Origin of the sequence: Pseudidiomarina aquimaris (assembly GCF_003987395.1) — a bacterium.
In the GTDB taxonomy this organism is placed as follows: domain Bacteria; phylum Pseudomonadota; class Gammaproteobacteria; order Enterobacterales; family Alteromonadaceae; genus Pseudidiomarina; species Pseudidiomarina aquimaris.
In genome coordinates this window covers 241,982-266,745 of sequence record NZ_PIPT01000003.1, presented here as the reverse complement: position 1 = coordinate 266,745, position 24,764 = coordinate 241,982, and the positions used below count along the sequence as shown (strand labels likewise).

Below are 24,764 nucleotides of genomic sequence, written 5' to 3'. Positions count from 1 at the left end.
ATAAACAACTATCGTTAAGCGTGCCAGCCCAACTCTTTGGCACGCTGTGCTGCCATCTCCGGCACATCTGTTTTGACGAAATGATGATGCAAAATCTGCACCCCAAGCATATGGTTAATCACTGCATCGAGCTGCACTTTCTCGTCAATACTCACCGCATCTGATTCGTGCTTGGCAAACGTACGTTCGACTTCAGCAAAATCCAACAGACCGGCCTCTTCAACCGCTTCACGCGACAAAAACTGCTCGGCTAGCTTCAGTACCGCTTGCCACTTTTTCGGATCGGTATGGGCCGGCGGCGCCATAAAGGCAAACTTCTCACGTTTGTAGAGCGTTTCTGGTAATAAACCTTTCATCGCTTCACGTAGCACGTACTTCTCTTTATTACCTTTGATGCGCAAATGCGGTGGCACGGTGAAGGCATATTCGGCCAAGTGATGGTCAAGAAACGCCGGACGCGCTTCCATCGAGTTGGCCATATCCACACGGTCGCCACCCCAGGTCAAAATTTGCCCTTCGAGCATGGTTTTAATCCACACATATTGGGCTCTGTCGAGCGGATGCCGCCCTTTCAACATGGTTGCGTCGAGCGTATCGGCAATTGCTTTGCCTGGATCATAGTCTTCGACTTCACCCCGACGATGTTCAGCAATGAGTGGCAATGCCACATTGGCACACGACAACCAAGGTTGTACGCAACTCGGCGTGAAGCCCATTTTTGCGTTAAATGCAGGGCTAACAAACTCTTCGCGGGCGAGCATGGCGCCCTTAAACAGCTTGTTATTTTTCTCGAGTAGTTCCTGCCACGCGGCGCGCTCACTATCAGGCAAGTGGTCTAGCCCGTGTAAGAACATGTCTTTGCGAAATGCCGGATACCCAGCAAACAATTCGTCTGAGCCTTCGCCGGTCAATACCACTTTGTAATTGACCTCGTTGACCTGCTGACTCATCAGGTATTTCGCCACACCCAGCGTGTTATAGATGGTGCGCTCAGTGTGCCAAATGGTTTTGACAAAATGGTCATACAAGTCGTCAGCATTGAGGCGCATAATATGATGATCAGCACCGGTTGCTTCTGCCATTTCTTGCGCAATCGGTGTCTCATCATATTCATCGGAGTCAAAGCCAATGGTGAAGGCTTTCACTGAAGTTTGTGTCGCTGCAGCCGAAAGCCCGAGAATGGCGCACGAGTCGATACCTCCGGAGAGATAACAACCAACTGGAACGTCTGCGGTTAGACGATGCTGAACGGCCTCTAAAAGGTGTTTACGCACGCCATCGATGTACGGCTGTTCATCTACATCATCACCTGGATACTCGTTTTCTTGTGGGAAGTTAACATCCCAATATTTCTGCTCTTCAAGCTCCAGCTTGCCATTGCGACGTTTTACTTTAACGACATGCCCAGGCGCCACCTGGCGAATGCCTTCGAAAGCCGTCGAACCGGGCACCATCACCTGGATCAGTTGGTGATAAAGCCCCTCTGAGGAAAATTCCCGTTTCACCGCAGGGTGTGCGAACAGCACTTTTAGCTCGGAGCCAAACACCACGCCCTCGTTGGTTTCCGTGTAATACAGTGGCTTGATACCAAAACGGTCACGTACCAAGTACATGCTGTCGTCTTCTCTGTCATACAAGCCAAAAGCGAATTCACCGCGCAAATGCTTCAGCGTTTCTTCCAAACCTTCACGTTGAAACAAGTGCATGACGATTTCTGAATCACTCTTGGTGCGAAAGCGCGCACCCTGCGCCGTCAAATCAGCACGAATTCGTTTAAAATCGTAAAACTCGCCATTGTGCGCCAACAACAAATTGCCATCTGCCGAAACAAAAGGCTGGCGGGCACGTTCTTCATTCAAGTCAATGATCGATAAGCGGGCATGGCTGAAACCGACACCCGTGGCGTCCATGATCTGATAGCCAAATCCATCGGGACCGCGGTGGTGCATAATTGCGGCCATATTTACAAGCGTTTGCGCGTCGGGCGTTTGCTCTGCACGCTGATTAAAAATTCCTGCAATACCACACATGTTTGCTTAATCCTCGCTTTCTAATTACACCACATCAATCACGCGTTCAGCGCGCTCGACCATACAAGTTAACAATGCCATACGCAGAAATACCGCCCCACGCGCTTGGCTGAAATACCAATTGTGTGAAGTATGGTCGAGATCTGTCGCAAGCTCGTCGCCCCGCGCCAGCGGGTGCAAGATAATTGCATCCTCTTTTAGAGGAGAGTCGGCAGTCAGATGGAAGGCGCTGCCGTAGGTATTAAAAGTATCGCCCTCCCACGAAATAGCGTTGATATACACCACATCTAATTCAGGTAACACCGGATCTAACTCAGTTACCGTGCGGATTTTGATACCGCGACTTTCTAGTTCTTCACGCTGACCTTGCCCAAAGAGCTCGCCGGTACTCGCCTCATCATGAATAATCACCAGTTCATCCACCGCATGCGGGAAAACTGATAAACATTTGAGAAAACTCCGAACCGTGCGCATCTTGTTAGGCACACCAATCACGCCGATTTTTATCTTGTCGTTCTCTTCGGCATTGAGCAGTGTGGGACGCCATTTGAAAATCGCGTACATGTCGGACAGCGCCTGTGTCGGATGTTCATCAACACCATTACCCGCGTTGATAATAGGAATGCGCAAGGCATCCATCATCTCAAACAAAGAACTTTCGTTGTTATCACGAAGCACCACGCAGTCGCCATAATTATTAAACATTTCAGCGACATCGGCGAGGCACTCGCCCTTAGCGATGCCAGTGGTTGAGCGATCGGTGATCGACATAATATCGCCGCCAAGGCGATGCCATGCGCTCTCGAAACTCAGGCGCGTGCGCGTGCTCGGCTCATAAAAAGCACTAATCAGAATCTTATTTTGCAACGGCGAGCTAAAACGCTTTGGATTACTCTCAATCTTTGCAGCTAAACGAAATAGCTGCTTCATCGTGTCCTGATCAAATTGATCGCCCGACACGATGTGCTGATTGGCAAGCTTCACCAAAAAGTCACCGTCTTCTTGTATCGCCCTTAACAATGCCTTGGGATGTGCATCCCCATAGACATCTGGACGTTCGCGTTCAAACGAAACGTCATTCACGTTCATAGTGGATTACCATAATTGTTTAGAAAGGAAATCTTTTAGCCACAGCCCTAGTAAAATAAGTGGCGCGCAGGCAGTCAGTGCAAGGCAAACCCACACCAGAGTACTAAACGCAGTAAGACTCATGATCATGAGGTAGGCTCCTCTTTTTCATTCAACTGCTGCCAATCGAAGCGCGCTCGGCTGGTTAGTAAGCCAAGCCCGCAAATTGCTGCTGAGACAATACACGACAGTAATGCCGCAACATAAAAGCCAATCGCAAAGTAGCCAATCAAGCCACTCAGTGTACCTAACGCCATCGCTGCAGCAGCATAGGTACCGGTCAATCTGCGTTGATACAGACCCAGCACCACTGGGAAAATCGTACTTGCCACAAAGGCTCCGGCAAAATTCAATAGCGCGCCTAGCGTCGCAATTTGTGGCAAACAAAATAGCCAGGTCACAATACCGAGACCAAGAATACTGTAGCGATTAAAGCGCAATAAATGCTTATCGCTGGCCTGCGGATTTAATAACTTGTGGTAAATATCACGGGTCACTAAGTCCGAAGTTGCCGCGAGCAGTGAATCAAGACTAGATGCTAATGCCGAAAATACCACTATGAATACGACCACTGCGCCGATTTTGCCCAATACCTCAGCCGCGACCATCGGGCCAACCATATCGGCACTAGGCGGGAAGATACCTAGCTGCGGTGCCGCCAAGGCGATAAAGCCGGTGACAATGGGAATTGGCAACCATAGAAAGCCACCTAACAGGTACGCTTTAAATGCGACCTTTCCTTTGAATGCAAGGGCTCGCGACCACCACACATTGGAGTGAAAAATTTCGCCAAGGCCAAAGAAAATATTATTGAAAAGAAACATGATGGCCGCAGGAAACAGCAGATCGAGTAACTGCGGATGATTGCTTTGCACTTCGTGGTGAATCGACTCAAGACTCACAGTGTCGATAAGGAACCAAGCAATCAGCACCACGCCAACGATAATGATCAGTGCTTGTATAAAGTCGGTAGCGATGACCGCGCGCAAACCACCGAATAATGTATAGCCGACGCAAATCAGCAAAATGGCGCTCATGCCAATATGGTAATCAAGCCCACTTAAGGCCTCGAGCAGAATACCACCCGCCATCCCTAACGAAATCAACCAACCAAACGCATAGACTACCGAAATAATGATAAATACCCACCAGGCAGTTCGCCCATAACGTAAGCGTATGAAGTCACCTGAGGTATAGCCGTTGGGCATCAGCCGTTTGATACGCGCAGCCAATGGCGCAAAGAGAATCAGGCCTAGTGCGGCGAAGGAATAGCCCACCATACCCCATATACCAAATTGATAGGTTAGCTGCGGTGCTACTAAGGTGGTGTTACTTGTTACCCAGGTCGCCATTGCGGTCGCCGCCGCTAGCGCAAAACCTACGTTGCGCCCTGCTAGAGCGAAATCTTCGTGGGTTTTATTGGCGCGGCCTAAATACCATCCGAAGGCGATCCAAGCGATACCGAATAGCACCACTAAAGTCAGGCCTAATGAACTTGATAGTGCAAATCCGCTTGCTTCGCTCATGCAACCTCCTGTCGACGCGTGCGCATGTGCAGTCCAATAAGTGTGACGACAAGTATGCAAAACAAGAATAGGCCAGTGAAAAACAGACCGTAGGCTTGCCAGCTCGGGTAGTGTTGCACTTGCAACTGCACTACGTTGCTGGTTGCAACTGCTGTAGGCTTAAGGCGGAAGAAGTAGTCACCATCACCGAATCCGGTCAAGGTCATATCCGTAAAATCACCGAACCAGACAAATTCTGCGTCAATCTTGTTGAAGTTTTTATCGGAGCTTTGCTGCAGCGTGAGCTGCGCCTGCGGCGGTTGGTCAAGTGACACAACAAAATAGCCTTCGCGGCTGCGCTCAGTCGATAAGAAAAGTTGATATTCGGTGGTCGTTTGGGCTTGCTCTGTATCAGGCGTTGACTGCGCAGCGGCAGGTCGCGCCAGCAGCGTGATCAGAAACAACAGAGCGATGTGAATACTAAAGCCGTCGAGTTTCGGCACGTTTCCTTCCTGTAGCTCTTTGTTTCTAGGCTAGCAAGCTGCGAAAAGCATTGCAACTTGAGGGATCTGTCTTTCGAGTTGCCGCGTATCAGGTTATGCTAACGCACACAAACACAAGGCAATTAGGTTATGACGCACCGGTATTTATGCAGTATGGGCGCAAACATCGCCCCCGAAAAAAATTTTGAACGCGCGCAGCAGCGTGTTGCGCAGCTTGGCAGCGTGCACTTTTCGTCGGCACGCTACACCCAGCCGGTCGCCATCGTTACCGAACACGACTTTCTTAACGCCTTGTTTATCATTGAGTGTGAGCTGACTGCCGAGCAGTTGAAAGAGCGTTTCAACAGTATTGAAGAGCAGCTCGGACGTGACCGTTCTGACCCGCTCAGTAGCGAAAAAGATCGCCCGATGGATATCGACATTCTAGGTGAGCTAAGCGCAGAAAGCGCACGACAAGCATGGCAAGAAGTACCAAGTTATCTAGCCGAGATGGCACACGAATTAAAGTCTAACTTAAGCCATGAGGAGCTTATCGCATGAGCCAGCAACCTGTCGCTTTAATCACCGGCGCAGGCCGTCGTTTTGGCTTTGAACTCGCCAAATCTCTCCTCGCCGAAGGTTATTTAGTCTTTGCGCATTACAACTCCTCGCGCGACGGTGTTGCCGAACTTGAAGAACAAGGGGCGATTGGCGTGCAAGCCGACCTCACCTCTCGCGCTGCGGTGCAGGCCTTGGTAGAAAAGGTACAAACGCAAACACAACGCCTCGATTTGCTGGTCAACAATGCTTCATGCTTTTTCACCAATGAAGTGGTCGACGATGACCCAGCCGCGTTAGCAGCGGTGTTTGAAGTTCATGTTCAAGCCCCTTACCTGTTGATCAAAGGCTTACAGCCGCAGTTGGAAAAGACGGGCTCGGCTGTGGTGATCAATATTACCGATATCTATACTGATAGCCCTTCAACCGACTACATCGCTTATTGCGCTGCCAAAGCGGGTCTTGCAAACCTAACCCAAAGCTTTGCCAAAGCTTTAGCGCCGAAGATTCGCGTCAACGGTATCCAACCGGGTCCAATTTTATTTTTGCCCGAGCACGATAGCGAGCATCGTCAGAAAGTACTCGCCGAAACCCCGCTGCACGTCGAAGGCGGCTTGCAACCTATGCTGCAAGCCGTGCGCTTTTTGCGGGACAATCCGTTTGTCACCGGTGAATTCATTAAAGTCGATGGCGGCCGCGCCCTGCTAATTTAAGTCATGTCGCCGATTCTTGCGCAAGTTACGCGAAAATCCTCCACGTGATTATCGTAAGCCGCCCGCCCTGCCCACCAAGCTCGGTGGCTAATTTCATTAGCAAGCAAGCGAGCAGACAATAAAAAACGCCAGGCATTTAGAAGTGCCTGGCGTTTTCATTTTCGCTAAAAGTTAGCTGCTTAGGCTGCCAACATCTGACGTAACACGTAATGCAAAATACCACCGTTCTTGTAGTACTGCAGTTCGTTGTTGGTATCGATGCGACATTTCACCTCAAAGGTGACTTCTGAACCGTCGTCTTTCTTGGCGGTTACCTTGAGCATTTGCCCTGGCTTGAGATCTTCATTGATACCTTCAATTGAGATCTGCTCGTGTCCAGTTAGACCATGCGCTTTCACGCCTTGATCATCAGCAAACTGCAGCGGTAGCACGCCCATGCCAACTAAGTTTGAACGGTGAATACGCTCGAAACTCTCAGCAATCACGGCTTTCACACCTAGCAAGATAGTACCTTTGGCAGCCCAGTCACGGCTTGAACCGGTACCGTATTCTTTACCTGCCAATACCACCAACGGCGTGTTGTCTTTCTGGTATTTCATCGCGGCATCATAAATCGGCATTTGCTCGCCCGAAGGTACATGCACGGTGTAACCACCTTCGACATCATCCAGCATTTGGTTCTTAATGCGAATGTTGGCAAAAGTACCGCGCATCATGACTTCATGGTTACCACGACGTGAACCATACGAGTTGAAGTCTTTCACTTCGACACCGTTGGCCTGCAAATATTTACCCGCAGGCGCGTCTGGCTTAATTGAGCCAGCCGGCGAAATATGGTCGGTAGTGATTGAATCAGCAAACACCGCCAGTACCCGCGCGTCCTTGATATCACTCATCGGTGCCAGTGGCTTATCTATTTCGGTAAAGTATGGAGGATTCTTCACATAGGTTGAATCGTCGCTCCAGTTGTAGGTTTTACCTTCACCAATTGGAATGTTTTGCCATTCTTCATCGCCATCAAAGACTTCAGCGTATTCGTTACGGAACATTTGCCCGTCAACATAGCTCACTGCGTCGGCAATTTCTTTGCTGCTTGGCCAGATATCTTTCAGGTAAACAGGGTTACCATCTTGGTCTTCACCCAGCGGCTCTTTGCTCAAATCAATACGCGTCGTACCCGCTAAGGCATAGGCGACAACAAGCGGCGGTGACGCCAGCCAGTTGGCTTGTACTTCTGGGTGAACACGACCTTCAAAGTTACGGTTACCCGACAATACTGACGATACCGTCAAGTCACCTTCTTTGATGGCAGCGCTGATTTCATCAGGCAATGGCCCTGAGTTACCGATACATGTTGTGCAGCCATAGCCCACTAAGTTAAAGCCAAGCTTATCAAGGAATGGGGTAAAGCCTGCCTTAGCCAAGTAGTCCGTCACAACTTTCGAGCCGGGCGCCAATGATGACTTCACCCATGGCTTGCGATTCAAGCCCTTCTCGACCGCTTTTTTGGCAACTAAACCAGCGGCCATGAGTACACTTGGGTTTGAGGTATTGGTACACGAGGTAATCGCAGCAATCACGACATCACCGTGTGCAAGCTCGTAGTCTTTACCTGGCACCTGTACTTTTTTGTCTTTCTCGTTGGCTTTGCCATCTTGCTCGAGAATGAGATCGAAGTTCGAACCTAACTGTGGCATCGCTACCCGGTCTTGCGGACGCTTCGGTCCTGCAAGTGAGGCTTCCACAGTACTTAAGTCAAGTTCCAGTGAATCGGTAAACACCGGCTCTTTCTCGGTTTCACGCCACATACCCTGCGCTTTGCTGTAGGCTTCGACCAAGTCAATAGTGTCTTTATCACGCCCTGAAAGCTCGAGGTAACGCAGAGTTTCTTGGTCTACAGGGAAGAAACCACAGGTCGCGCCGTACTCTGGTGCCATATTGGCAATGGTTGCGCGGTCAGCTAACGGCAAGTTATCGAGGCCTGGGCCATAGAATTCAACAAACTTGCCTACCACGCCCTGTTTGCGCAGCATTTGCGTAACCGTCAGCACGAGGTCAGTGGCGGTAACACCTTCAGGAAGCTTGCCAGTCATACGGAAGCCTACAACTTCAGGAATGAGCATTGAAATCGGTTGACCGAGCATCGCCGCTTCGGCTTCGATACCACCGACACCCCAGCCCAATACACCGAGACCATTAATCATGGTGGTATGCGAGTCGGTACCGACGAGGGTATCCGGCATCACATAGGTCTTGCCATCTTGCTCTTTGGTCCAGGCTACTTTTGCTAAATATTCAAGATTCACCTGATGGCAAATACCGGTACCCGGTGGTACCACACGGAAGTTTTTGAAGGCACTTTGACCCCAACGCAAGAACTGATAACGCTCAAAGTTACGTTCCATTTCAATGCGTACGTTTTCTTTAAATGCTTCAGGCGAGGCAAACTTATCGACCATGACCGAGTGGTCAATGACCAAATCAACCGCCGATAACGGGTTAATCTGTTCAGGGTCTTGACCCGCTTTGCCTACTGCATCACGCATGGCTGCTAAGTCAACAATCGCAGGAACGCCGGTAAAATCTTGCATCAACACACGCGCCGGACGGTACTGGATTTCTTTATCGGATTTGCGCTCGCTTAACCAATGTGCAATGGCTTCAATATCGCTCTCTTTGACGGTATCACCGTCTTCGTTGCGCAACATGTTTTCCAGCAAAACTTTCATCGATGTCGGTAGTTTGTCGACATCGCCAATTGCCGCTAACTTTTCGGCGGCTTTCGGCAAACTATGATAGTGAAATGTTTTACCATTCACTTCTAACGTACTTAAGGTCTTCAGGCTGTCGTGGCTCGACATAGCTCTCTCCTTCTCCACGAACGATAGATTCCTTAAGCTTAGCCATAAATTGCCAGCTAAGCCATAAATGATAGCTATGTTCACTATGGGATCTTCAGCAACAAAGATCAACTCAGTAAGCTGCTGATCCTGTTCTCAAATCGTTGCTTGCTCAGCTTTTAACCAAGGCTTTGCATAGGTCTGCGAGATAGTGCTATAACTTATAGTACATACGCTAAAACAAGGTTGCCGCGTGCCTCACCCACAACTCTCCATGTTCGAAGCTCTGGGTCACTACATGGACCTGCTGATGGACGCCATTTGTGTGGTGAACGCCGAAAGTGAGTTTATTTACATCAGCGCTGGTGGCGAGCGTATTTTTGGCTACAAACCACAGGAAATGGTCGGCCACAGCATTTTCGAATTTGTTCACCCAGACGATCAAGCAAAAACCCGCACTATCGTCGCTGAAATCATGGAAGGCGATGCGAAAACCGATTTCGAGAACCGCTATCTACGTAAAGATGGGTCTATCGCTTATATTGTTTGGTCCGCCCGATTTTCAGCGGACGATAATATTCGCATTGCCGTTGCCCGCGATGTCAGTGCCCAACGCGCAATTGAACAAGAGCGAGAGCGCTTAGTTGAACAGTTACAGCATCGGGCGCATCACGACTTACTCACGGGTTTGCCCAATCGTGGTCATTTTTACCGGCACGCTGAACTGCTATTACAAGACGACGCCCCCGTGGCGATTGCTTACATCGATTTAAATAACTTTAAAGAGGTGAATGACCAATATGGTCACGCAATGGGTGATGACATCCTGCGTGCGGCGGCCCTGCGCCTGCAACGTCAGACACGCAGCGACGACACGATTGCCCGCATCGGCGGCGATGAATTTGTCGCACTTTTTGCCAATGTCGGCAGTGAAGTGAGTGCCGAGGCTATCGTTGAGAAACTCCAAGAATCGCTCGCTAATCCGATTCAAGTTGGCGAGTTGTCCTTTGTTATTACGGCCAGTATCGGCTGTGTCATTTCACGTGCGCCGCATCCTCAACTCGAGAACCTGCTGCAGCATGCTGATACCCTCATGTACCGCGCCAAGCAAAACGATAAACCTAGTTCTTTGATCCGCTTGCTTTAATTGTGTCGCTGCGACGAAGCAGCTTATAATGAGGGCACTAAAACACGGAAAAGGAAGGACCATGAGCCAGGTATTACATGATTTGTTGGACTTATTACGTTTAGAGACCATTGAGCAAGGTATTTATCGTGGCCAGAGCCAAGATTTAGGTTTTGGCGCTGTATTCGGTGGTCAGGTGATTGGTCAAGCGCTCTCAGCCGCAAAGGAAACCCTTCCCGAAGACCGCAAAGTTCATTCGCTACACTCCTATTTCCTGCGCCCAGGTGATGCGCAAAAGCCGATTGTTTATGACGTAGAAAACGTCCGCGATGGCAAAAGTTTCTCCACTCGGCGTGTGAAGGCTGTGCAATATGGTAAACCGATTTTCTATATGACCGCATCCTTTCAAATCGATGAGCCAGGGTTTGAACATCAAGACACCATGCCAGACGTTCCGGGCCCAGAAGGCTTAGTCTCTGATATTGATATTTACCGCGAGCACGCGGATTTAATTCCAGAACGCATTCGTAATAAGTTTATCTCAGAAAAGCCGATTGAGATGCGCTTTGTGACGGCGAATAATCCGTTCAAACCGAAAGTAGATGAACCTAAGCGCTATGTGTGGATTAAGGCCAATGGTGAGATGCCTAACGACCCACGCATCCACAAGTATTTGTTAGCTTACGCTTCAGACTTTAACTTCTTGCCGACGGCGTTACAGCCCCATGGGGCAAGCTTTGCACAGCCAAACATGCAGATGGCTACCATCGATCATTCGATGTGGTTCCATAAGGATTTTCGCATGGATGACTGGATTTTGTATGCGATTGATAGTCCGGTAGCGTGCGGAGCACGAGGATTAGTGCGGGGTCAGTTTTTCACGCGAGACGGTGTTTTAGTAGCCTCCACCGCGCAAGAAGGCGTAATGCGCAAACACGAGAAATAAAAGGCGATGTTTGCTATTCGCTGTTTGTTGTTGGTTTAAACAAAAAGCGAACGCAGTGAGCGTGCGAACAGCAAACATCGAGGAACGTAACGGGCGATGCCCGTTACGAGATAGTGAAAAAGAAGCCAGCGATGGCTGCGCTCATCATGTTGGCTAATGTTGCCGCCAACAACGCACGCAAGCCGAGACGCGCAATATCATGCCGACGACTTGGCGCCATGCCACCTAAGCCACCAAGCAAGATCGCAATCGAAGAAAAGTTCGCGAAACCACACAATACGAAAGTGATGATCACTTCGCTGTGCTCGCTCAACTGTTCGCGATAATTAACGAAATCAAGGTAGGCAACAAATTCATTAATCACCAGCTTCTGGCCGATAAAGCTACCTGCCAACTGTGCTTCATCCCAGCTCACACCCAGCACATAAGCAATCGGTTGGAACACATAGCCGAACAGTTCTTGCAGCGATAGGTCTGGATGGCCAAACCAACCGCCGACCCAGCCGAAGATGCCATTAATCAGGGCAATTAAAGCAACGAAGGCGATAAGCATTGCACCAACGTTGATGGCCAGTTGCACACCGCTGGAGGCTCCGGCAGCTGCAGCATCAATGACATTCACCGAACGGTCTTCCACTTCGATATCACCGGCTTTCTGCGTGCTGTTTTTTTCGATAATGTTTTCGATGTCTTCGCGCGGCTTATCGAGTTCTGGCATGATGATTTTGGCCATCATTAAGCCTGCAGGCGCGGCCATAAAGCTCGCCGCAATCAGATATTTCAATTCGACACCGACGCCCGCGTAACCTGCCAGCACCGAACCCGACACTGAACACATACCACCGACCATAACGGCAAATAGCTCTGAGCGAGTCATGCTTCTAATAAATGGCCGCACCATCATTGGCGCTTCAGTTTGTCCGACAAAAATATTTGCCGCAGCAGACATTGATTCAGGACGACTGCTACCAATAATTTTCTGCAAGCCACCGCCTAGAATCCGAATGATCCACTTCATGATACCTAAGTAATAAAGTACTGAGATAAGCGACGAGAAAAAGACAATGACGCTCAATACTTGAATGGCAAAGACAAAACCAAAATCAGCCGATGCCAAACCACCGAACATAAAGTCGATACCGGCGCTGGTGAACGAGATTATTTTCGAGACGCCAGAGGCTACAGCATAAAGAACGTCTTGCCCGAAAGGCACGTAAAGTACGAAAGCTGCGAGCAAAACTTGAATGGCGAAAGCACCACCAACAGTGCGCCAGCGGATGCTTTTGCGATTATTTGAAAACAAAATGGCAATTGCAAAAAGAATGGCGATGCCGAGAAAACTATTCATATAAAAGACCGTTTTTTAGTTGTTTCTTATTCCGCCAATAATTGACGGATTTTTGATTTTATTAGGTCGATGGCAATCTCATTTTGACCGCCGCGAGTAACCACCAAGTCAGCAAACTGTTTGGATGGCAAAATAAACTCGAAGAACGCAGGACGCACGGTCTCCTCGTACTGCTCGGCGACCGACTGGATCGTACGACCTCGTTCCTCCACATCTCGAATCATGCGGCGCAGCAAACAAACATCAAGCGGCGTGTCCATAAATACCGAGATGTCGAATAACTTACGCAAATGTGGGTCATGGAGCAACAAAATCCCTTCAACCATGATAACTTTGCCAGGCTGCACTTTGATTGTTTCGTCAGTGCGTGTGTGGGTTTTGTAATTGTACTGTGGCATCGCAATGGCATTGCCAGCGCTTAATTGCTCGAGGTGTTGACCGAGTAGCTCGTGCTCAAATGCCGAGGGATGGTCATAGTTCGTTAATTGCCGTTGCTCGAACGTCAAATGGCTTTGGTCGCGGTAGTATGCGTCTTCGTTAAGAATCGCAATACCCTGCCCGCCCAATTCGGCTACCAGCTCTTGGTAAACCGTCGAGGCGAATAAACTTTTCCCTGACGCGGAAGCCCCCGCAATAGCTATGATTGTTGTTTTACCCACACTTAATATCTTCGTTTGCCCGACAACAACGCGCAATTATCCTTGATCCATTGGCTAATTGGAAGCGTTGTCGAAGTTTGTCTGATCTTGTTACATTTTTTAATGCTAACAAGATTTCAACTCAACTAGCCCTACTTTATGATGGCAAAGCTAATTAAAACAAAACGGAAGAAAACCATGCGATTATCGAAAACATTAACAGCAATGGCTGTCGCCTCTGTGCTGCTAGGCGGTTGCCAAGCTACAGCACAACAGTCTGCCGCCAATGATCCGGTCGTGGTTCAACAGAACCTGCCTGAAGTTAATATTAGTTATGAAAGCTTTACCCTAGATAACGGTTTACGCGTTGTTGTCCACGAAGACCGCAAAGCGCCAATCGTTGCCGTCAACGTTTGGTATGGCGTTGGTTCAAAGGATGAACCTGAGGGTAAATCAGGTTTTGCACACTTATTTGAACACCTGATGTTCAACGGTACTGAAAACTACGATGACGAGTACTTCGGTCCGTTCGAACGTGCTGGTGCGACCGACATGAATGGTACCACCAACAGTGATCGTACCAACTACTTCCAAAACGTCCCTACCCCAGCGCTCGATATGGCATTGTGGATGGAATCGGACCGTATGGGTCACTTACTCGGTGCTGTTACGCAAGAGAAACTTGATGAGCAGCGTGGTGTGGTGCAAAACGAGAAACGCCAAGGCGAAGCTCAGCCTTATGGTCGCGTCTTTGGCTATTTAGCTGAACAAACCTTCCCAGAAGGCCACCCTTATTCTTGGTCGGTCATTGGTTCAATGGAAGACTTGAACGCAGCGTCACTGGAAGACGTGCATCAGTGGTTTAACGACTACTATGGCACCGCCAACGCTGTGGTTGTTTTGGCAGGTGACATCGATGTTGAGACTGCCAAAGACAAAATGAACAAATACTTTGGCCACATCGACGCCGGCAAGCCGCTGAAGAAAATGAAGAGCTGGGTTGCAAAACGTGAAGGCGAAAAACGCGCAACCATGGAAGATAACGTTCCTGCAGCTCGCCTCTACAAGCTTTGGAATACCGCAGAAATGGGTACTGCCGACTCAGAATATCTGAGCATGTTAGTCGACATTTTAGCCAGCGGCAAAAACTCACGCTTGTATCAACGTTTAGTTTATGACGAGCAAATTGCGAGCATGGTTTCAGGCTTCCAATACGAGCGTCAATTAGCCGGTCAATTCTTTATCATTGCCGATGCCAAACCAGGCGTTGATATGGATCAGATCGAAGCGGTCATTGATGAAGAATTAGCGAAAATCATCGCCGAAGGTCCTACCGCAGAAGAACTCGCGCGTACTAAATTTAGTAATGCCGCAGGCTTCGTTCGCGGCGCTGAACGCATTGGTGGTTTCGGTGGTAAATCAGACATTCTCGCCGCTGGTACCGTTTACCATGACGACCCAGGTTTTTATAAAAAATCGTGGGATATCATCGAAAACGCGCAACCTGCAGACGTACAAGCTGCAGCAGAACGTTGGTTAAGCGATGGTGCCTTTGTCTTAAACGTTGTTCCACAGCCGCAATACACTACAGCGGAGCCGCAAGCAGATCGCTCACAGCTACCTGAAGTGGGTGAATTGCCGCAGTTAGACCTGCCAGAACTCACCACCTTTACCTTGTCGAACGGTCTCGAAGTCGCTTTAGCGGAGCGTCATGACGTACCAACGGTGCAGATGCGTCTGGTTATCGACAGTGGTTATGCTGCTGATTTCGGTAACAAAGTCGGCACTGCCAGCTACACCATGAGCATGCTGCGTGAAGGCACTACCTCACGTGACAGCTTAGAGTTAAGCAAAGAGCTCGAGTCTTTAGGTACCAACTTATATGCCAGCGCGAGCCTTGATAACTCAACGGTGAGCATGGATAGTTTGGTGACTAATCTTGAACCAAGCCTAGAAATCATGGCTGACGTTTTGATGAACCCAGCTTTCTCAGAAGAAGAGATTGAGCGCAAGCGTGGTTTGTGGCTAGAGAACATCAAAAAGGAAAAAGCACAGCCAACCGCAATGGCGTATCGCGTGTTACCGAAGCTCGTATTTGGTGACGACCACGCGTACAGCGTGCCATTGACTGGTTCAGGTACGGAAGCATCGATTCAGTCGCTGACCCGTGAAGACTTGGTCGCCCATGCTGACACTTGGTTGCGCCCTGATATCTCGCGTTTAGTCATTGTCGGTGCCACCACGGAAGCTGAAATCAAGCCGTTACTCGAAGAATATTTGGGTCAATGGCAAGCGCCTGCGGTCGCTGCGCCAGCGAAGCAATTCACTGACGTGCAACCGCAACAAGAAGCGCGGGTGTTCTTGATTGACCAACCAGGTACTCCGCAATCAACTATTATTGCCGGCCACCTAGCGCCGCAAGACGGTGTTGATAATGAGATCGCCATTGATGTCATGAACACTATTCTCGGTGGTAGCTTCACCAGTCGTTTGAACATGAACCTACGCGAGGACAAAGGTTGGTCGTACGGTGCGCGTTCAAGCTGGTTTGCCGCAGACGAAGCCGGAATGATCCTTGCTTCAGCACCGGTACAAACCGATAAGACCAAAGAGTCGATTCAAGAGATCTTGAAAGAATTCAATGGTTATATGGGTGATAACCCAGCAACAGCGGATGAGTTAGAGAAAGTCATTGCTAACAAAACTGCGAAGTTGCCTGGCGCCTATGAAACTAAGTCGTCACTGTTAAGCTCAATTGTCGATACCTTAGAGAAAGGCAAAGGCATGGAATGGCTGGAAAGCTACGGCTCTCGCGTGCGCACCTTGGAACTCGATAACGTGCAGCAAACTGCCGACGATGTCTTGCGTCCAGACGCGCTTACTTGGGTCATCATTGGTGACTTGAGCCAAATCGAAGACGACGTACGTGCGCTAGATTTGGGTACCGTAACCAAGCTTGATAGCAACGGTAACGAAATTTAAGCTCTCCCTTCCCCTTTTGGGAACCTACCAAGCCGCTCCATGTGAGCGGCTTTTTTTGTTTTACGACTATGGTCGCTTTGGCCTTTCGTTGCGTAGCATGTACCATATGACACATTCGTATCTCGAAAGAAGGAAGTAACCATGGAAATGATTAAAACTCGCGCAGCAGTCGCTTGGGCCGCAGGCGAACCATTGTCAATTGAAGAAGTTGATTTAATGCCACCACAGAAGGGTGAGGTGCTTGTTCGCATCGTTGCTACGGGAGTCTGTCATACCGATGCTTACACTTTGTCAGGAGCCGATCCTGAGGGCATCTTTCCAGCTATTTTAGGCCACGAAGGCGGCGGTATTGTCGAAGCGGTCGGCGAAGGCGTCACTTCTGTCGAAGTAGGAGATCATGTGATCCCTCTCTACACCCCCGAATGCGGTGAGTGTAAATTCTGCAAATCAGGCAAAACAAACCTATGCCAAGCGATTCGAAGTACCCAAGGCCAAGGCTTAATGCCTGATGGTACGACCCGTTTTTCTAAAGATGGCAAGCCAATCTATCACTACATGGGAACTTCAACTTTTGCCGAGCATACCGTCGTACCAGAAATTGCCTTAGCGAAAATCAGTAAAGATGCTCCGCTCGAAGAAGTTTGCCTGTTAGGTTGTGGCGTCACCACCGGTATGGGTGCGGTCAAAAATACCGCAAAAGTACAAGAAGGCGACACTGTGGCCGTATTTGGCTTAGGTGGTATCGGGCTTTCCGTTATTATCGGTGCCGTAATGGCCAAAGCCAGCCGCATTATCGCCATTGATATCAACGAGAGTAAATTTGATATTGCGCGCAAACTGGGTGCGACGGACTGTGTCAATCCGAAGGATTACGACAAACCTATCCAAGAAGTCATTGTCGACATGACTGACGGCGGTGTTGATTTCTCTTTCGAGTGTATTGGCAATGTCAAAGTCATGCGCTCGGCGCTTGAGTGCTGTCACAAAGGCTGGGGCGAGTCGGTGATCATCGGTGTTGCCGGCGCGGGCGAAGAAATCTCGACGCGACCGTTCCAGTTGGTTACTGGGCGCGTATGGCGTGGCAGTGCTTTTGGTGGCGTTAAAGGTCGCACTCAGTTGCCTGACTACGTACAACGTTACCTCAACGGTGAGTTTGAGCTCAGTACCTTTATCACCCATACCATGGGACTCGAAGACATCAACAAAGCGTTTGATTTGATGCACGAAGGTAAATCCATTCGCTCGGTCATTCACTTCGACAAATAACGAGGCGCTTATGACGACATTAAAACAAGTCAGTAGCGTGCGTTGTTTCGATGGCGAACAACGTCGCTATGAACATCAAGCCAGCACACTAAACTGCATCATGCAGTTTAGTGTGTTCCTGCCGCCACAAGCGCTTGACGGAGATCACGTTCCGGCCGTGCTATGGTTGTCAGGACTTACCTGTACCGACGAAAACTTCAGTAGTAAGGCTGGCGCTCAACGGATAGCGGCGGAGTTAGGTCTTGCCTTAATCATCCCTGACACCAGTCCGCGCGGCGATGACGTCGCGGACGATGATGCTTATGATTTTGGTAAGGGGGCCGGCTTTTATGTAAATGCTACCGAGCAACCATGGGCTAAGCACTACCAAATGTACGATTACATCACCAAGGAGCTCCTTGATGTCGTGCATAGCGAACTGCCGCTCAACGGTAAGTTAAGTATCAGTGGTCACTCCATGGGCGGACATGGTGCCTTAATTATGGCGTTGCGCGAAAAAGAACGCTTCGCTAGCGTCTCTGCCTTTGCCCCCATCGCCCACCCAAGCGCTTGCCCATGGGGCCTCAAGGCCTTCTCCGGCTACCTTGGCGAAGATCGTGCGACCTGGCAACAGTACGATGCAGTGGCACTGCTTCGGGACGGTCATGACTGCCCTCCACTCTTGGTCGACCAAGGTGGTGCTGATAATTTTCTCGCGGAGCAGCTTAATTTCTCAGTACTTGAGGAAACCGTTGCAAAACAGGACGTACTGGCACAATTACGCTTACAAGACGGCTATGACCATAGTTACTACTTTATAGCGAGCTTTATTGAGGACCATTTACGTTTTCACCATTCCTATTTAACTCGTTAAAAACTGGTAAATTTTGTACTCCTTGCTAAGGTTAAATATGCGCGAATGATAAAATTGTGCGCTTTAGCTAAGGAGTACGCGCTTTATGTCACCCAATCGAGCGGCAGGGTTAATTGCTGCGGTCTATTTGGTTCTCGGTTTAGTTTGGATACGTTATTCCGACCAGTTTCTGCTGGCGATTGCGGCTGACTCAAATTTATTAACTGAACTACAGACCTTTAAAGGCTGGGCTTATGTGGTGGTCACGGCGTTTATCCTGTTTTTCTTAGCTAAATACGCCCTCGTCCGTGAGCGCAGCTTGTCTGAGCGAGACCCACTCACCCGTCTCCTGAATCGCCATATGTTCAACCGCGAGCTCAAAAGCGAGTTGGCTTTTTGTGCCGAACATGAGCAACAACTCACCTTGATCGTGCTCAATCTTGATGGCTTTAAGCAACTCAACAGTAATGCTGGGAGTCAAGTCGGTGACCGCTTTCTACAAAGTGTTGCGAGCTTATTACGCGACCATTTCCAACAGCGAGTTTTAATCAGCCGCTTCGCTGGAGACGAGTTTGCGATTGCCATTCCATCTGCACGTTGGCCGGATCAAGTCTTACCGCAAGCTCAGCATTTACAGCAGTTGATACGGACGATTGCAATTCCAGAGTTACCTGACTCCGCGCTCACAGCTTGTTTTGGTATTGCGCGTTTTCCGCATGATGCGAAAAGTAGTGAGGATTTAATAGAAGCGGCCTTGATGGCACAGGATGAAGCGAAGTCACTTGGTAGTAATCGTCTACGCGTGTACAAAAGTGAGTATGGCGAAAACGCCTCGAAACGCACCAAAATGCTGTTCGACTTAAAGGCGGCGATTGCCAATAAAAAGCTAAGCGTTGCCTATCAGCCCCAATTTCGTCTGCATGATCAGCAGATCAGTGGCGTCGAGGTGCTCGCACGCTGGCATCATCCAGAAGAAGGGATGATCCCCCCTGATGTTTTTATTCCATTGGCGGAACAACACGGCTTGATCTGCGACATCACCGACTTTGTCATGCAAACTGCGATTCACGAACTTATCGAAGCCGACCTGCTTTATCAGTCTATTCCGCGGGTATCGTTTAACGTTTCTGCCGCCGACTTTAACAATTCCCAAGGCTCCGAACGGTTTCTGCACAATTTAGCTGAACTACCGGGCCACTGGTCCGTGGTCGAGTTAGAGCTTACCGAAACCTCCGCGCTACTCAACCTTGAAGGCGTCAAAAATGTCTTGAGCGTGCTCTCACAAAGAGGCGTGCAAGTATCGCTCGATGACTTTGGTACAGGCTATTCGTCACTAAGTACGCTGCGTCTGCTGCCGATTCAAGAGTTAAAAATAGATCAAAGCTTTGTGCGGGATATCGTCAAGAACGCACAGGACGCACGTTTGGTAAAAACAATTCTAGCAATGGCTCAAGCCTTACATTTGCGCGTTGTTGCCGAAGGCGTGGAAAGCCAACAGCAAGCCCGTTACCTAGAAAAAGCCGGCTGTGAAGAAGTGCAAGGTTATTTATATGCGAAACCCATGAGCCTTAATGCCTTACAGTCCTTTGTAAAAAACCTTAATTCGGCAAAAGCCCAGAGTTAATACGGTTTTTGCCTCTTCGCTTGCCGATGTACATGGCCTGATCCGCCACGCGTAAGATCTGATCGACGGTACAATTGTCGGAATAAGTACCACAATGGCAAATACCTATCGACAAGGAGACTTGCCAACCATGTTGTTCGGTCACCAGTAAAACTCGCTCGCGCACACGTTGCAAAATCGTCTCGGCATCACTTAGGCTCGCGCTGGGGTGAATCGTGGCAAACTCATCACCACCGATGCGTGCGACGAAGTCACTCCCACGACAGGCATCTTTGATGGCATTGGCTATGGTTTGTAGAGCACGGTCACCCTCATCGTGGCCGTAGGTGTCGTTGATCAGCTTGAAATCATCTAGATCGATGAGCGCTACCGTGAACGTATGTAAGCCTGCGCGCAATTCGGCAATATCGTCGTCAAGCTCCTGATAAAACGCACGGCGGTTTGCCAAGCCCGTCAAATAATCCGTTAGCGCTTGCTTACGCTCGCTCTCAAGTTCGCGTCGAATCTTTTCTTCGGTTTGCTTGAACTGGGTTGCATCGCGGATGAACGCGATCGCATAAGGCTCATGCTTCACCCGAACGTGACTCAGCATAATATCGACGTGAAACGAGTCACCATTTTTGCGTACGCCGAGAAAGCGAAAGCCACGCCCCATCGGTCGATTTTGCTCGGTATCGAAGAAGTGGGCAACGTGGTTTTGATGATGACTGCGAATATTTTCGGGAAGCAATATATCCAGACTTGCACCGTGTAAGTCCGCATGTTCATAGCCGAATAACGTCGTTGCCAATCGATTCACCAGCACTATCTTGCCGTCTTTATTGACAACAAGAGCTGCGTCAGGAATGATTTCGATAAGTTCGCTGAGGTCGCGCTCGTCTTTCATGCCCCTCTCGGATACCATGGAATTAATAACCTAAGCTTAACGGAACTTCTCATCAATGCCCATACCACGACGCCTGTTAACAGTGTTTTTTTTACCAGTTTTGTTACTGGTCAGCGCTGTCAGCGTCGCGCAAGAGCTGCGTCCTTTAAGCGACCGCGCGATGCGCGTCTGGGATACGCGTCATGGCCTGCCACATAATTCGATTAATCATATTAGCCAAGACCAGCAAGGCTATTTATGGATTGCTACCTGGCAAGGGCCGGTGCGCTTCAATGGCCGTAAGTTTGAGGTTTTTAATGATGAAACCCAACTGCCCGACCCCGGCGCATTGTTTGTTGCCGAGAATCCGTATAACAATACCGTGGTAGCGACCGGCGCACGAGGCGGTGTAAGCCATTTCCAACCAGCGCCAGCGGGCGGTGAGTGGCAAGCACAGCCACGTGTTTTTGATCGCGTTGATTTCGCCCTATTCGCAACCCCCCGTTGCACTTGGTACGCTACCGTAACCACTGGTGTGGTGCGCGAGTGCGCCGGTGAGCGTACCCAGTTCACAGTCACCGAGGGCCTACCAAGTAATTCCATTTTGTCCTTAGCAAAGGACGCCAATGGCCGCATCTGGGCCGCAACGGACCGCGGACCGGCTTACTTTGATAGCGAGCAACAAACATTTCATACCGTAGAAGGTCTGCCATCGGGTTACAATTTCGGCATCATCAATGACGCAACAGCAAAGACGCTATGGCTGAGCATCGATACTCGCGTCTATCAGCTCGATATTGACGACTTGAGCTATCAATTATGGCCGGTGACGTATCCAAGTACAGTTACTGAACTTTATCAAGCGCCGAATGGCGACATTTGGGTCGGAACCCACGAGCACGGTTTGACCCGACTGGATAGCCAGCAACCGATCATGACCTCGGTTGCCAATGGCTTACCTAATAATCATATTTTGTCGATCTTTGTCGATCGTGAAAATACCTTATGGGTGGGCACCCATCGCGGTTTAACACAGTTCCGTGAAGCACCGTTCCACAGCCATCGCAAAGAGGATGGGCTTGGTTATGATTACGTGCGCGCACTTTACCAATTGCACGATAATACGGTTTTGGTCGGTGGCTTAGGTGGTATCAAGCGCATTGTAAATGAAGCTATCTTGCCCTTTGAGACATCCAGTTCAGTTGCCAACGAGAGCATTCTCACCATCGCTCAAAGCAGTGATGGGCTGCTGTATATTGGCACCTTCACCAATGGCCTCTACGTGCTGCGCGACGGCGAACAAATTGCCCATTACAACGAAAACAATGGCTTTCCCGGCAATGATATTCGCAGTGTTTTACTCGCCGATGACGGTTATTTGTATGCCGCAACATCACGCGGTGTGCTCCGTTCGCAACGACTTGGCAATGGCGAACTCTCCCCACCTGACTACATTGGCACCGCGCAAGGGCTGCCCGATGAGATCATTTATGCCATTCAGCAAAGTCTCACGGGGGATATTTGGATCGGCAGTATGCGCGGACTTTCTGTCCTTACCGAGAACGGTGTGCAACGTATTGATCTCAGTGACACTACCGACGCAGAGTTTATGTTCGGCTTTCACGAGTCAGACCAGCACCTATACGTTGCGAGCGATCGCGGGCTTATCCTGTTTAACAAACAGACCGAGCAATGGCAGGTATTTGACGAGGATAATGGCTTACCCTTCGTTAAGTTCTTCGATGTCACTCGTGATCAGCAAGGCAATTTATGGCTGGCTACAGGGCGTGGCTTGTACTTCATCAATGCCGAAGACTTTGAACGCGCGATCTATGACGCGGACCCCGCAACCCCACTCGACTTTAGCTTCTATGAGTCGTTTCATGGCTTAGCCAGTTCGCAAATTAATACCGGTGGGCCACCGATGCTCGTGGATAGCGCCGGTGAGCTGTGGTTTGCAACCTCACAAGGCGTCGGCCATTATCTCCCAAGCAATGTGAATTCACTGGCGAACAACCCACCGCGGCCGGTTATCGAACGTGTTTATGCCGATAATGTTGCTATTAAGCCTGACATCTATCTTGATGCGGGGACAGGTCGCGTCGAATTTAGCTTTGCTGGACTCGGTTTCCACCATCCGGAATCGATAAACTACCGCGTTCAGTTGTCTGGCTATGATGACACGTGGGTCGTAGCACGAGCAGGACAATTAAGTGTTGCGTACACCGAGTTGCCCCCGGGGGCCTATATTTTTCAGGTGCAAACGGCGTATCCGAATGGCCAATGGAGTGACTCTGCAACCTTTGCGTTTCACAAGCTTCCCACGCTATGGCAGCGCCCTGTCACTTGGTTCGCTCTTGCGCTTATCAGTGTTTTCTTAGTCATCGCTATCATTCGCTTGCGCTCTTATCGACTCAAACGTAGTAAGGAACGCTTACAAGACTTGGTGCGCGAACAAACCAAGTCCTTAGAACAATTGGCCAATCAAGATAGCCTCACGCTGCTAGCAAACCGCCGTGCCTTTGACGAGTTTTTACGTGAAAAAGTGGCACGCACGACCGGCGATGAACTTGGCTTAATTTTGCTTGACCTCGATTACTTTAAAGAAGTGAATGACCGCTATTTGCATACCACCGGTGACAAGGTGTTAAAACGCGTTGCGCAAATCATTACCGCGACAGCCCGCGAGAGCGATATGGTGGCACGTTGGGGCGGCGAGGAGTTCGCCATTCTGCTATCGAAAACCGACGCACAACAACTTATAGCAATTTGTGAGCGCATGCGTTGTGCGCTGGAACAAGCAGACTTGCATAATTTAGTCAGCGACCTAACGGTGACCGGCAGTTTTGGTGCAGCCTTGCATCAGCCAAACGAGACCGCAGCGAGTCTATTGCGTCGCGCCGACAAAGCTCTCTATAAAGCGAAAAGCCTAGGGCGTAACCGCACTGAAATTGCACCTCGCACTGAGTAACTTATCCACTTAGTTGGTGGGCACCATCAAACGTGTTTGCAGCAATTGGCAACGCTTTTCTTCACCTTCGCCAGCACAATCATAGAAGGTCAGCTGAAATAGGTCCCCATAGTCTTGCTCGGTAAGGTTTTCACTCTGGCCACCTAGGCCACGAACCAGCGCCGGAACCGTATTACTGTGCCCCACGATGAGGGTATTTTCGCCCCGCGCCATGAGCGCTTCGAGTATTCCCTCGGCATCACCAGGACGGTAACTTTGCACAGTCAAACCAACTGACTCAGCAAGCGGTTGTGCGGTCATCTGGGTGCGTTGGTACGGCGTACTATAGATTGCTTTCAGTTCAGCTTTTTGCAACATCTGCGCGAGTGTATGTGCACGTTGCTGGCCTTTTTCACTAAGCGGTGGATCAGATTCAGCCACCGCCTTTTCTGCGTGTCGAACCACATAAACTGTAAACTCATTTGCCATAACCGAAGCACCTCCGCTGACTGCGCTAGCGAGCAGTAATACTGCAATAACATGTTGTTTCATTGATTTCATTGATTTTTCTCATTGACACTCTAAGTCCTGCCACCTATGTTGCTAGATGGTGTTGCGAAACACAATCATCCATTGATGAACGTATAACTATAACGCATAAAAGGACCCCCTCATGGATCATCACGGCTTTGATAACTCAAGTACCGTTCGCTTAGGCGAATGGATGTTGACTCTTTTTCTAACGGCTATTCCAGTAGTTAACATTATTGCCCTACTCGTGTGGGCATTCTCGAACTCAACCAAACCGTCCAAACAAAACTGGGCCCGTGCCATTCTCATTTGGATGGTCATTGCTATGGTTATCGGTTTTGGTATGGGCGTATTGGGCCTCGGTGGTGCTATGATGATGGGGAATACTTAATAACCCTAT

Annotated in this window: 19 protein-coding genes; 10 read left to right on the top strand and 9 right to left on the bottom strand. The window is 49.6% G+C overall.

Translation table 11 applies throughout. The features are described 5' to 3' along the window. Nucleotides 1–14: 14 nt before the first annotated feature. From asnB to CWE21_RS05670, 4 genes are all read right to left on the bottom strand, one after another. The gene (gene asnB, locus CWE21_RS05685; RefSeq protein ID WP_126833477.1) at nucleotides 15–2,030 is read right to left on the bottom strand and encodes an asparagine synthase (glutamine-hydrolyzing); all 2,016 of its coding nucleotides are present in this window, start codon (nucleotides 2,028–2,030) and stop codon (nucleotides 15–17) included. Nucleotides 2,031–2,054: 24 nt separating this feature from the next. After that, nucleotides 2,055–3,119, bottom strand: a complete 1,065-nt coding sequence (locus CWE21_RS05680; RefSeq protein WP_126833476.1) for an aspartate/ornithine carbamoyltransferase family protein — start codon at nucleotides 3,117–3,119, stop codon at nucleotides 2,055–2,057. Between the two features lie 125 nt (nucleotides 3,120–3,244). Then, nucleotides 3,245–4,684 (bottom strand): sodium:solute symporter family protein, encoded by a 1,440-nt coding sequence (locus CWE21_RS05675; RefSeq protein WP_126833475.1) that lies wholly within the window; start codon nucleotides 4,682–4,684, stop codon nucleotides 3,245–3,247. Then, on the bottom strand, nucleotides 4,681–5,166 hold the full coding sequence (locus CWE21_RS05670) for a hypothetical protein (RefSeq protein ID WP_126833474.1): 486 nt from the start codon (nucleotides 5,164–5,166) through the stop codon (nucleotides 4,681–4,683). The genes CWE21_RS05675 and CWE21_RS05670 overlap by 4 nt, the downstream gene beginning before the upstream one ends. A 129-nt stretch (nucleotides 5,167–5,295) precedes the next feature. Between CWE21_RS05670 and CWE21_RS05665 the strand changes: the two genes are divergently transcribed. Then, nucleotides 5,296–5,706, top strand: coding sequence for a 2-amino-4-hydroxy-6-hydroxymethyldihydropteridine diphosphokinase (locus CWE21_RS05665; RefSeq protein ID WP_126833473.1), 411 nt, complete (start codon nucleotides 5,296–5,298; stop codon nucleotides 5,704–5,706). Beyond that, the gene (locus CWE21_RS05660) at nucleotides 5,703–6,416 is read left to right on the top strand and encodes an SDR family NAD(P)-dependent oxidoreductase (protein ID WP_126833472.1); all 714 of its coding nucleotides are present in this window, start codon (nucleotides 5,703–5,705) and stop codon (nucleotides 6,414–6,416) included. The genes CWE21_RS05665 and CWE21_RS05660 overlap by 4 nt, the downstream gene beginning before the upstream one ends. Before the next feature lie 179 nt (nucleotides 6,417–6,595). Here CWE21_RS05660 and acnA read toward each other — a convergent pair whose 3' ends face one another. Beyond that, complete coding sequence (gene acnA / locus CWE21_RS05655; RefSeq protein WP_126833471.1) at nucleotides 6,596–9,277, bottom strand: aconitate hydratase AcnA; 2,682 nt, start codon at nucleotides 9,275–9,277, stop codon at nucleotides 6,596–6,598. A gap of 232 nt (nucleotides 9,278–9,509) precedes the next feature. On the opposite strand from acnA, the gene CWE21_RS05650 reads away from it, so the two are divergent. Then, nucleotides 9,510–10,403 carry a sensor domain-containing diguanylate cyclase gene (locus CWE21_RS05650; RefSeq protein WP_126833470.1) on the top strand — a complete coding sequence of 298 codons (894 nt, stop codon included), beginning with the start codon at nucleotides 9,510–9,512 and terminating at the stop codon, nucleotides 10,401–10,403. A 61-nt stretch (nucleotides 10,404–10,464) separates the two neighbouring features. Beyond that, entirely contained in the window at nucleotides 10,465–11,328 is an 864-nt protein-coding gene (tesB, locus tag CWE21_RS05645) for an acyl-CoA thioesterase II (RefSeq protein WP_126833469.1), read from the top strand. A 103-nt stretch (nucleotides 11,329–11,431) separates the two neighbouring features. Here the strand turns inward: tesB and CWE21_RS05640 are convergent, their stop codons facing one another. Both CWE21_RS05640 and udk read right to left on the bottom strand, forming a co-directional pair. After that, complete coding sequence (locus tag CWE21_RS05640; protein WP_126833468.1) at nucleotides 11,432–12,676, bottom strand: NupC/NupG family nucleoside CNT transporter; 1,245 nt, start codon at nucleotides 12,674–12,676, stop codon at nucleotides 11,432–11,434. Nucleotides 12,677–12,702: 26 nt separating this feature from the next. After that, the gene (gene udk, locus CWE21_RS05635; protein WP_126833467.1) at nucleotides 12,703–13,335 is read right to left on the bottom strand and encodes a uridine kinase; all 633 of its coding nucleotides are present in this window, start codon (nucleotides 13,333–13,335) and stop codon (nucleotides 12,703–12,705) included. Nucleotides 13,336–13,512: 177 nt separating this feature from the next. Here udk and CWE21_RS05630 point away from each other — a divergent pair, with 177 nt between their 5' ends. The 4 genes from CWE21_RS05630 to CWE21_RS05615 all read left to right on the top strand — a co-directional run bounded on the left by CWE21_RS05630 (nucleotide 13,513) and on the right by CWE21_RS05615 (nucleotide 20,018). Then, nucleotides 13,513–16,296, top strand: coding sequence for a M16 family metallopeptidase (locus CWE21_RS05630; RefSeq protein ID WP_126833466.1), 2,784 nt, complete (start codon nucleotides 13,513–13,515; stop codon nucleotides 16,294–16,296). 141 nt (nucleotides 16,297–16,437) lie between these two features. Then, the gene (locus tag CWE21_RS05625) at nucleotides 16,438–17,562 is read left to right on the top strand and encodes an S-(hydroxymethyl)glutathione dehydrogenase/class III alcohol dehydrogenase (protein WP_126833465.1); all 1,125 of its coding nucleotides are present in this window, start codon (nucleotides 16,438–16,440) and stop codon (nucleotides 17,560–17,562) included. Nucleotides 17,563–17,572: 10 nt separating this feature from the next. Continuing rightward, nucleotides 17,573–18,415 carry an S-formylglutathione hydrolase gene (fghA, locus tag CWE21_RS05620; protein WP_126833464.1) on the top strand — a complete coding sequence of 281 codons (843 nt, stop codon included), beginning with the start codon at nucleotides 17,573–17,575 and terminating at the stop codon, nucleotides 18,413–18,415. An 85-nt stretch (nucleotides 18,416–18,500) separates the two neighbouring features. Continuing rightward, the gene (locus CWE21_RS05615) at nucleotides 18,501–20,018 is read left to right on the top strand and encodes a putative bifunctional diguanylate cyclase/phosphodiesterase (protein ID WP_126833463.1); all 1,518 of its coding nucleotides are present in this window, start codon (nucleotides 18,501–18,503) and stop codon (nucleotides 20,016–20,018) included. Here CWE21_RS05615 and CWE21_RS05610 read toward each other — a convergent pair. Continuing rightward, nucleotides 19,993–20,904 (bottom strand): GGDEF domain-containing protein, encoded by a 912-nt coding sequence (locus CWE21_RS05610; RefSeq protein ID WP_198675066.1) that lies wholly within the window; start codon nucleotides 20,902–20,904, stop codon nucleotides 19,993–19,995. The genes CWE21_RS05615 and CWE21_RS05610 overlap by 26 nt on opposite strands. 55 nt (nucleotides 20,905–20,959) lie before the next feature. Here CWE21_RS05610 and CWE21_RS05605 point away from each other — a divergent pair, with 55 nt between their 5' ends. Further along, entirely contained in the window at nucleotides 20,960–23,854 is a 2,895-nt protein-coding gene (locus CWE21_RS05605) for a ligand-binding sensor domain-containing diguanylate cyclase (RefSeq protein WP_126833461.1), read from the top strand. A 9-nt stretch (nucleotides 23,855–23,863) separates the two neighbouring features. Here CWE21_RS05605 and CWE21_RS05600 read toward each other — a convergent pair whose 3' ends face one another. Then, nucleotides 23,864–24,394: a SixA phosphatase family protein gene (locus CWE21_RS05600; RefSeq protein ID WP_126833460.1), complete on the bottom strand. Its 531-nt coding sequence runs from the start codon at nucleotides 24,392–24,394 to the stop codon at nucleotides 23,864–23,866. 112 nt (nucleotides 24,395–24,506) lie between these two features. Here CWE21_RS05600 and CWE21_RS05595 point away from each other — a divergent pair, with 112 nt between their 5' ends. Then, nucleotides 24,507–24,755: a hypothetical protein gene (locus CWE21_RS05595; RefSeq protein WP_126833459.1), complete on the top strand. Its 249-nt coding sequence runs from the start codon at nucleotides 24,507–24,509 to the stop codon at nucleotides 24,753–24,755. Nucleotides 24,756–24,764 lie beyond the last annotated feature (9 nt).

What these genes read in the sequence shown, in the direction of transcription:
- CWE21_RS05640 (WP_126833468.1), bottom strand. Translation starts at nt 12,676, where the DNA reads ATGAATAGTTTTCTCGGCATCGCCATTCTTTTTGCAATTGCCATTTTG.
- CWE21_RS05615 (WP_126833463.1), top strand. Translation starts at nt 18,501, where the DNA reads ATGTCACCCAATCGAGCGGCAGGGTTAATTGCTGCGGTCTATTTGGTT.
- tesB (WP_126833469.1), top strand. Translation starts at nt 10,465, where the DNA reads ATGAGCCAGGTATTACATGATTTGTTGGACTTATTACGTTTAGAGACC.
- fghA (WP_126833464.1), top strand. Translation starts at nt 17,573, where the DNA reads ATGACGACATTAAAACAAGTCAGTAGCGTGCGTTGTTTCGATGGCGAA.
- CWE21_RS05665 (WP_126833473.1), top strand. Translation starts at nt 5,296, where the DNA reads ATGACGCACCGGTATTTATGCAGTATGGGCGCAAACATCGCCCCCGAA.
- CWE21_RS05595 (WP_126833459.1), top strand. Translation starts at nt 24,507, where the DNA reads ATGGATCATCACGGCTTTGATAACTCAAGTACCGTTCGCTTAGGCGAA.
- CWE21_RS05630 (WP_126833466.1), top strand. Translation starts at nt 13,513, where the DNA reads ATGCGATTATCGAAAACATTAACAGCAATGGCTGTCGCCTCTGTGCTG.
- CWE21_RS05605 (WP_126833461.1), top strand. Translation starts at nt 20,960, where the DNA reads ATGCCCATACCACGACGCCTGTTAACAGTGTTTTTTTTACCAGTTTTG.
- asnB (WP_126833477.1), bottom strand. Translation starts at nt 2,030, where the DNA reads ATGTGTGGTATTGCAGGAATTTTTAATCAGCGTGCAGAGCAAACGCCC.
- CWE21_RS05625 (WP_126833465.1), top strand. Translation starts at nt 16,438, where the DNA reads ATGGAAATGATTAAAACTCGCGCAGCAGTCGCTTGGGCCGCAGGCGAA.
- CWE21_RS05680 (WP_126833476.1), bottom strand. Translation starts at nt 3,119, where the DNA reads ATGAACGTGAATGACGTTTCGTTTGAACGCGAACGTCCAGATGTCTAT.
- CWE21_RS05600 (WP_126833460.1), bottom strand. Translation starts at nt 24,394, where the DNA reads ATGAAATCAATGAAACAACATGTTATTGCAGTATTACTGCTCGCTAGC.
- acnA (WP_126833471.1), bottom strand. Translation starts at nt 9,277, where the DNA reads ATGTCGAGCCACGACAGCCTGAAGACCTTAAGTACGTTAGAAGTGAAT.
- CWE21_RS05660 (WP_126833472.1), top strand. Translation starts at nt 5,703, where the DNA reads ATGAGCCAGCAACCTGTCGCTTTAATCACCGGCGCAGGCCGTCGTTTT.
- CWE21_RS05610 (WP_198675066.1), bottom strand. Translation starts at nt 20,904, where the DNA reads ATGAAAGACGAGCGCGACCTCAGCGAACTTATCGAAATCATTCCTGAC.
- CWE21_RS05675 (WP_126833475.1), bottom strand. Translation starts at nt 4,684, where the DNA reads ATGAGCGAAGCAAGCGGATTTGCACTATCAAGTTCATTAGGCCTGACT.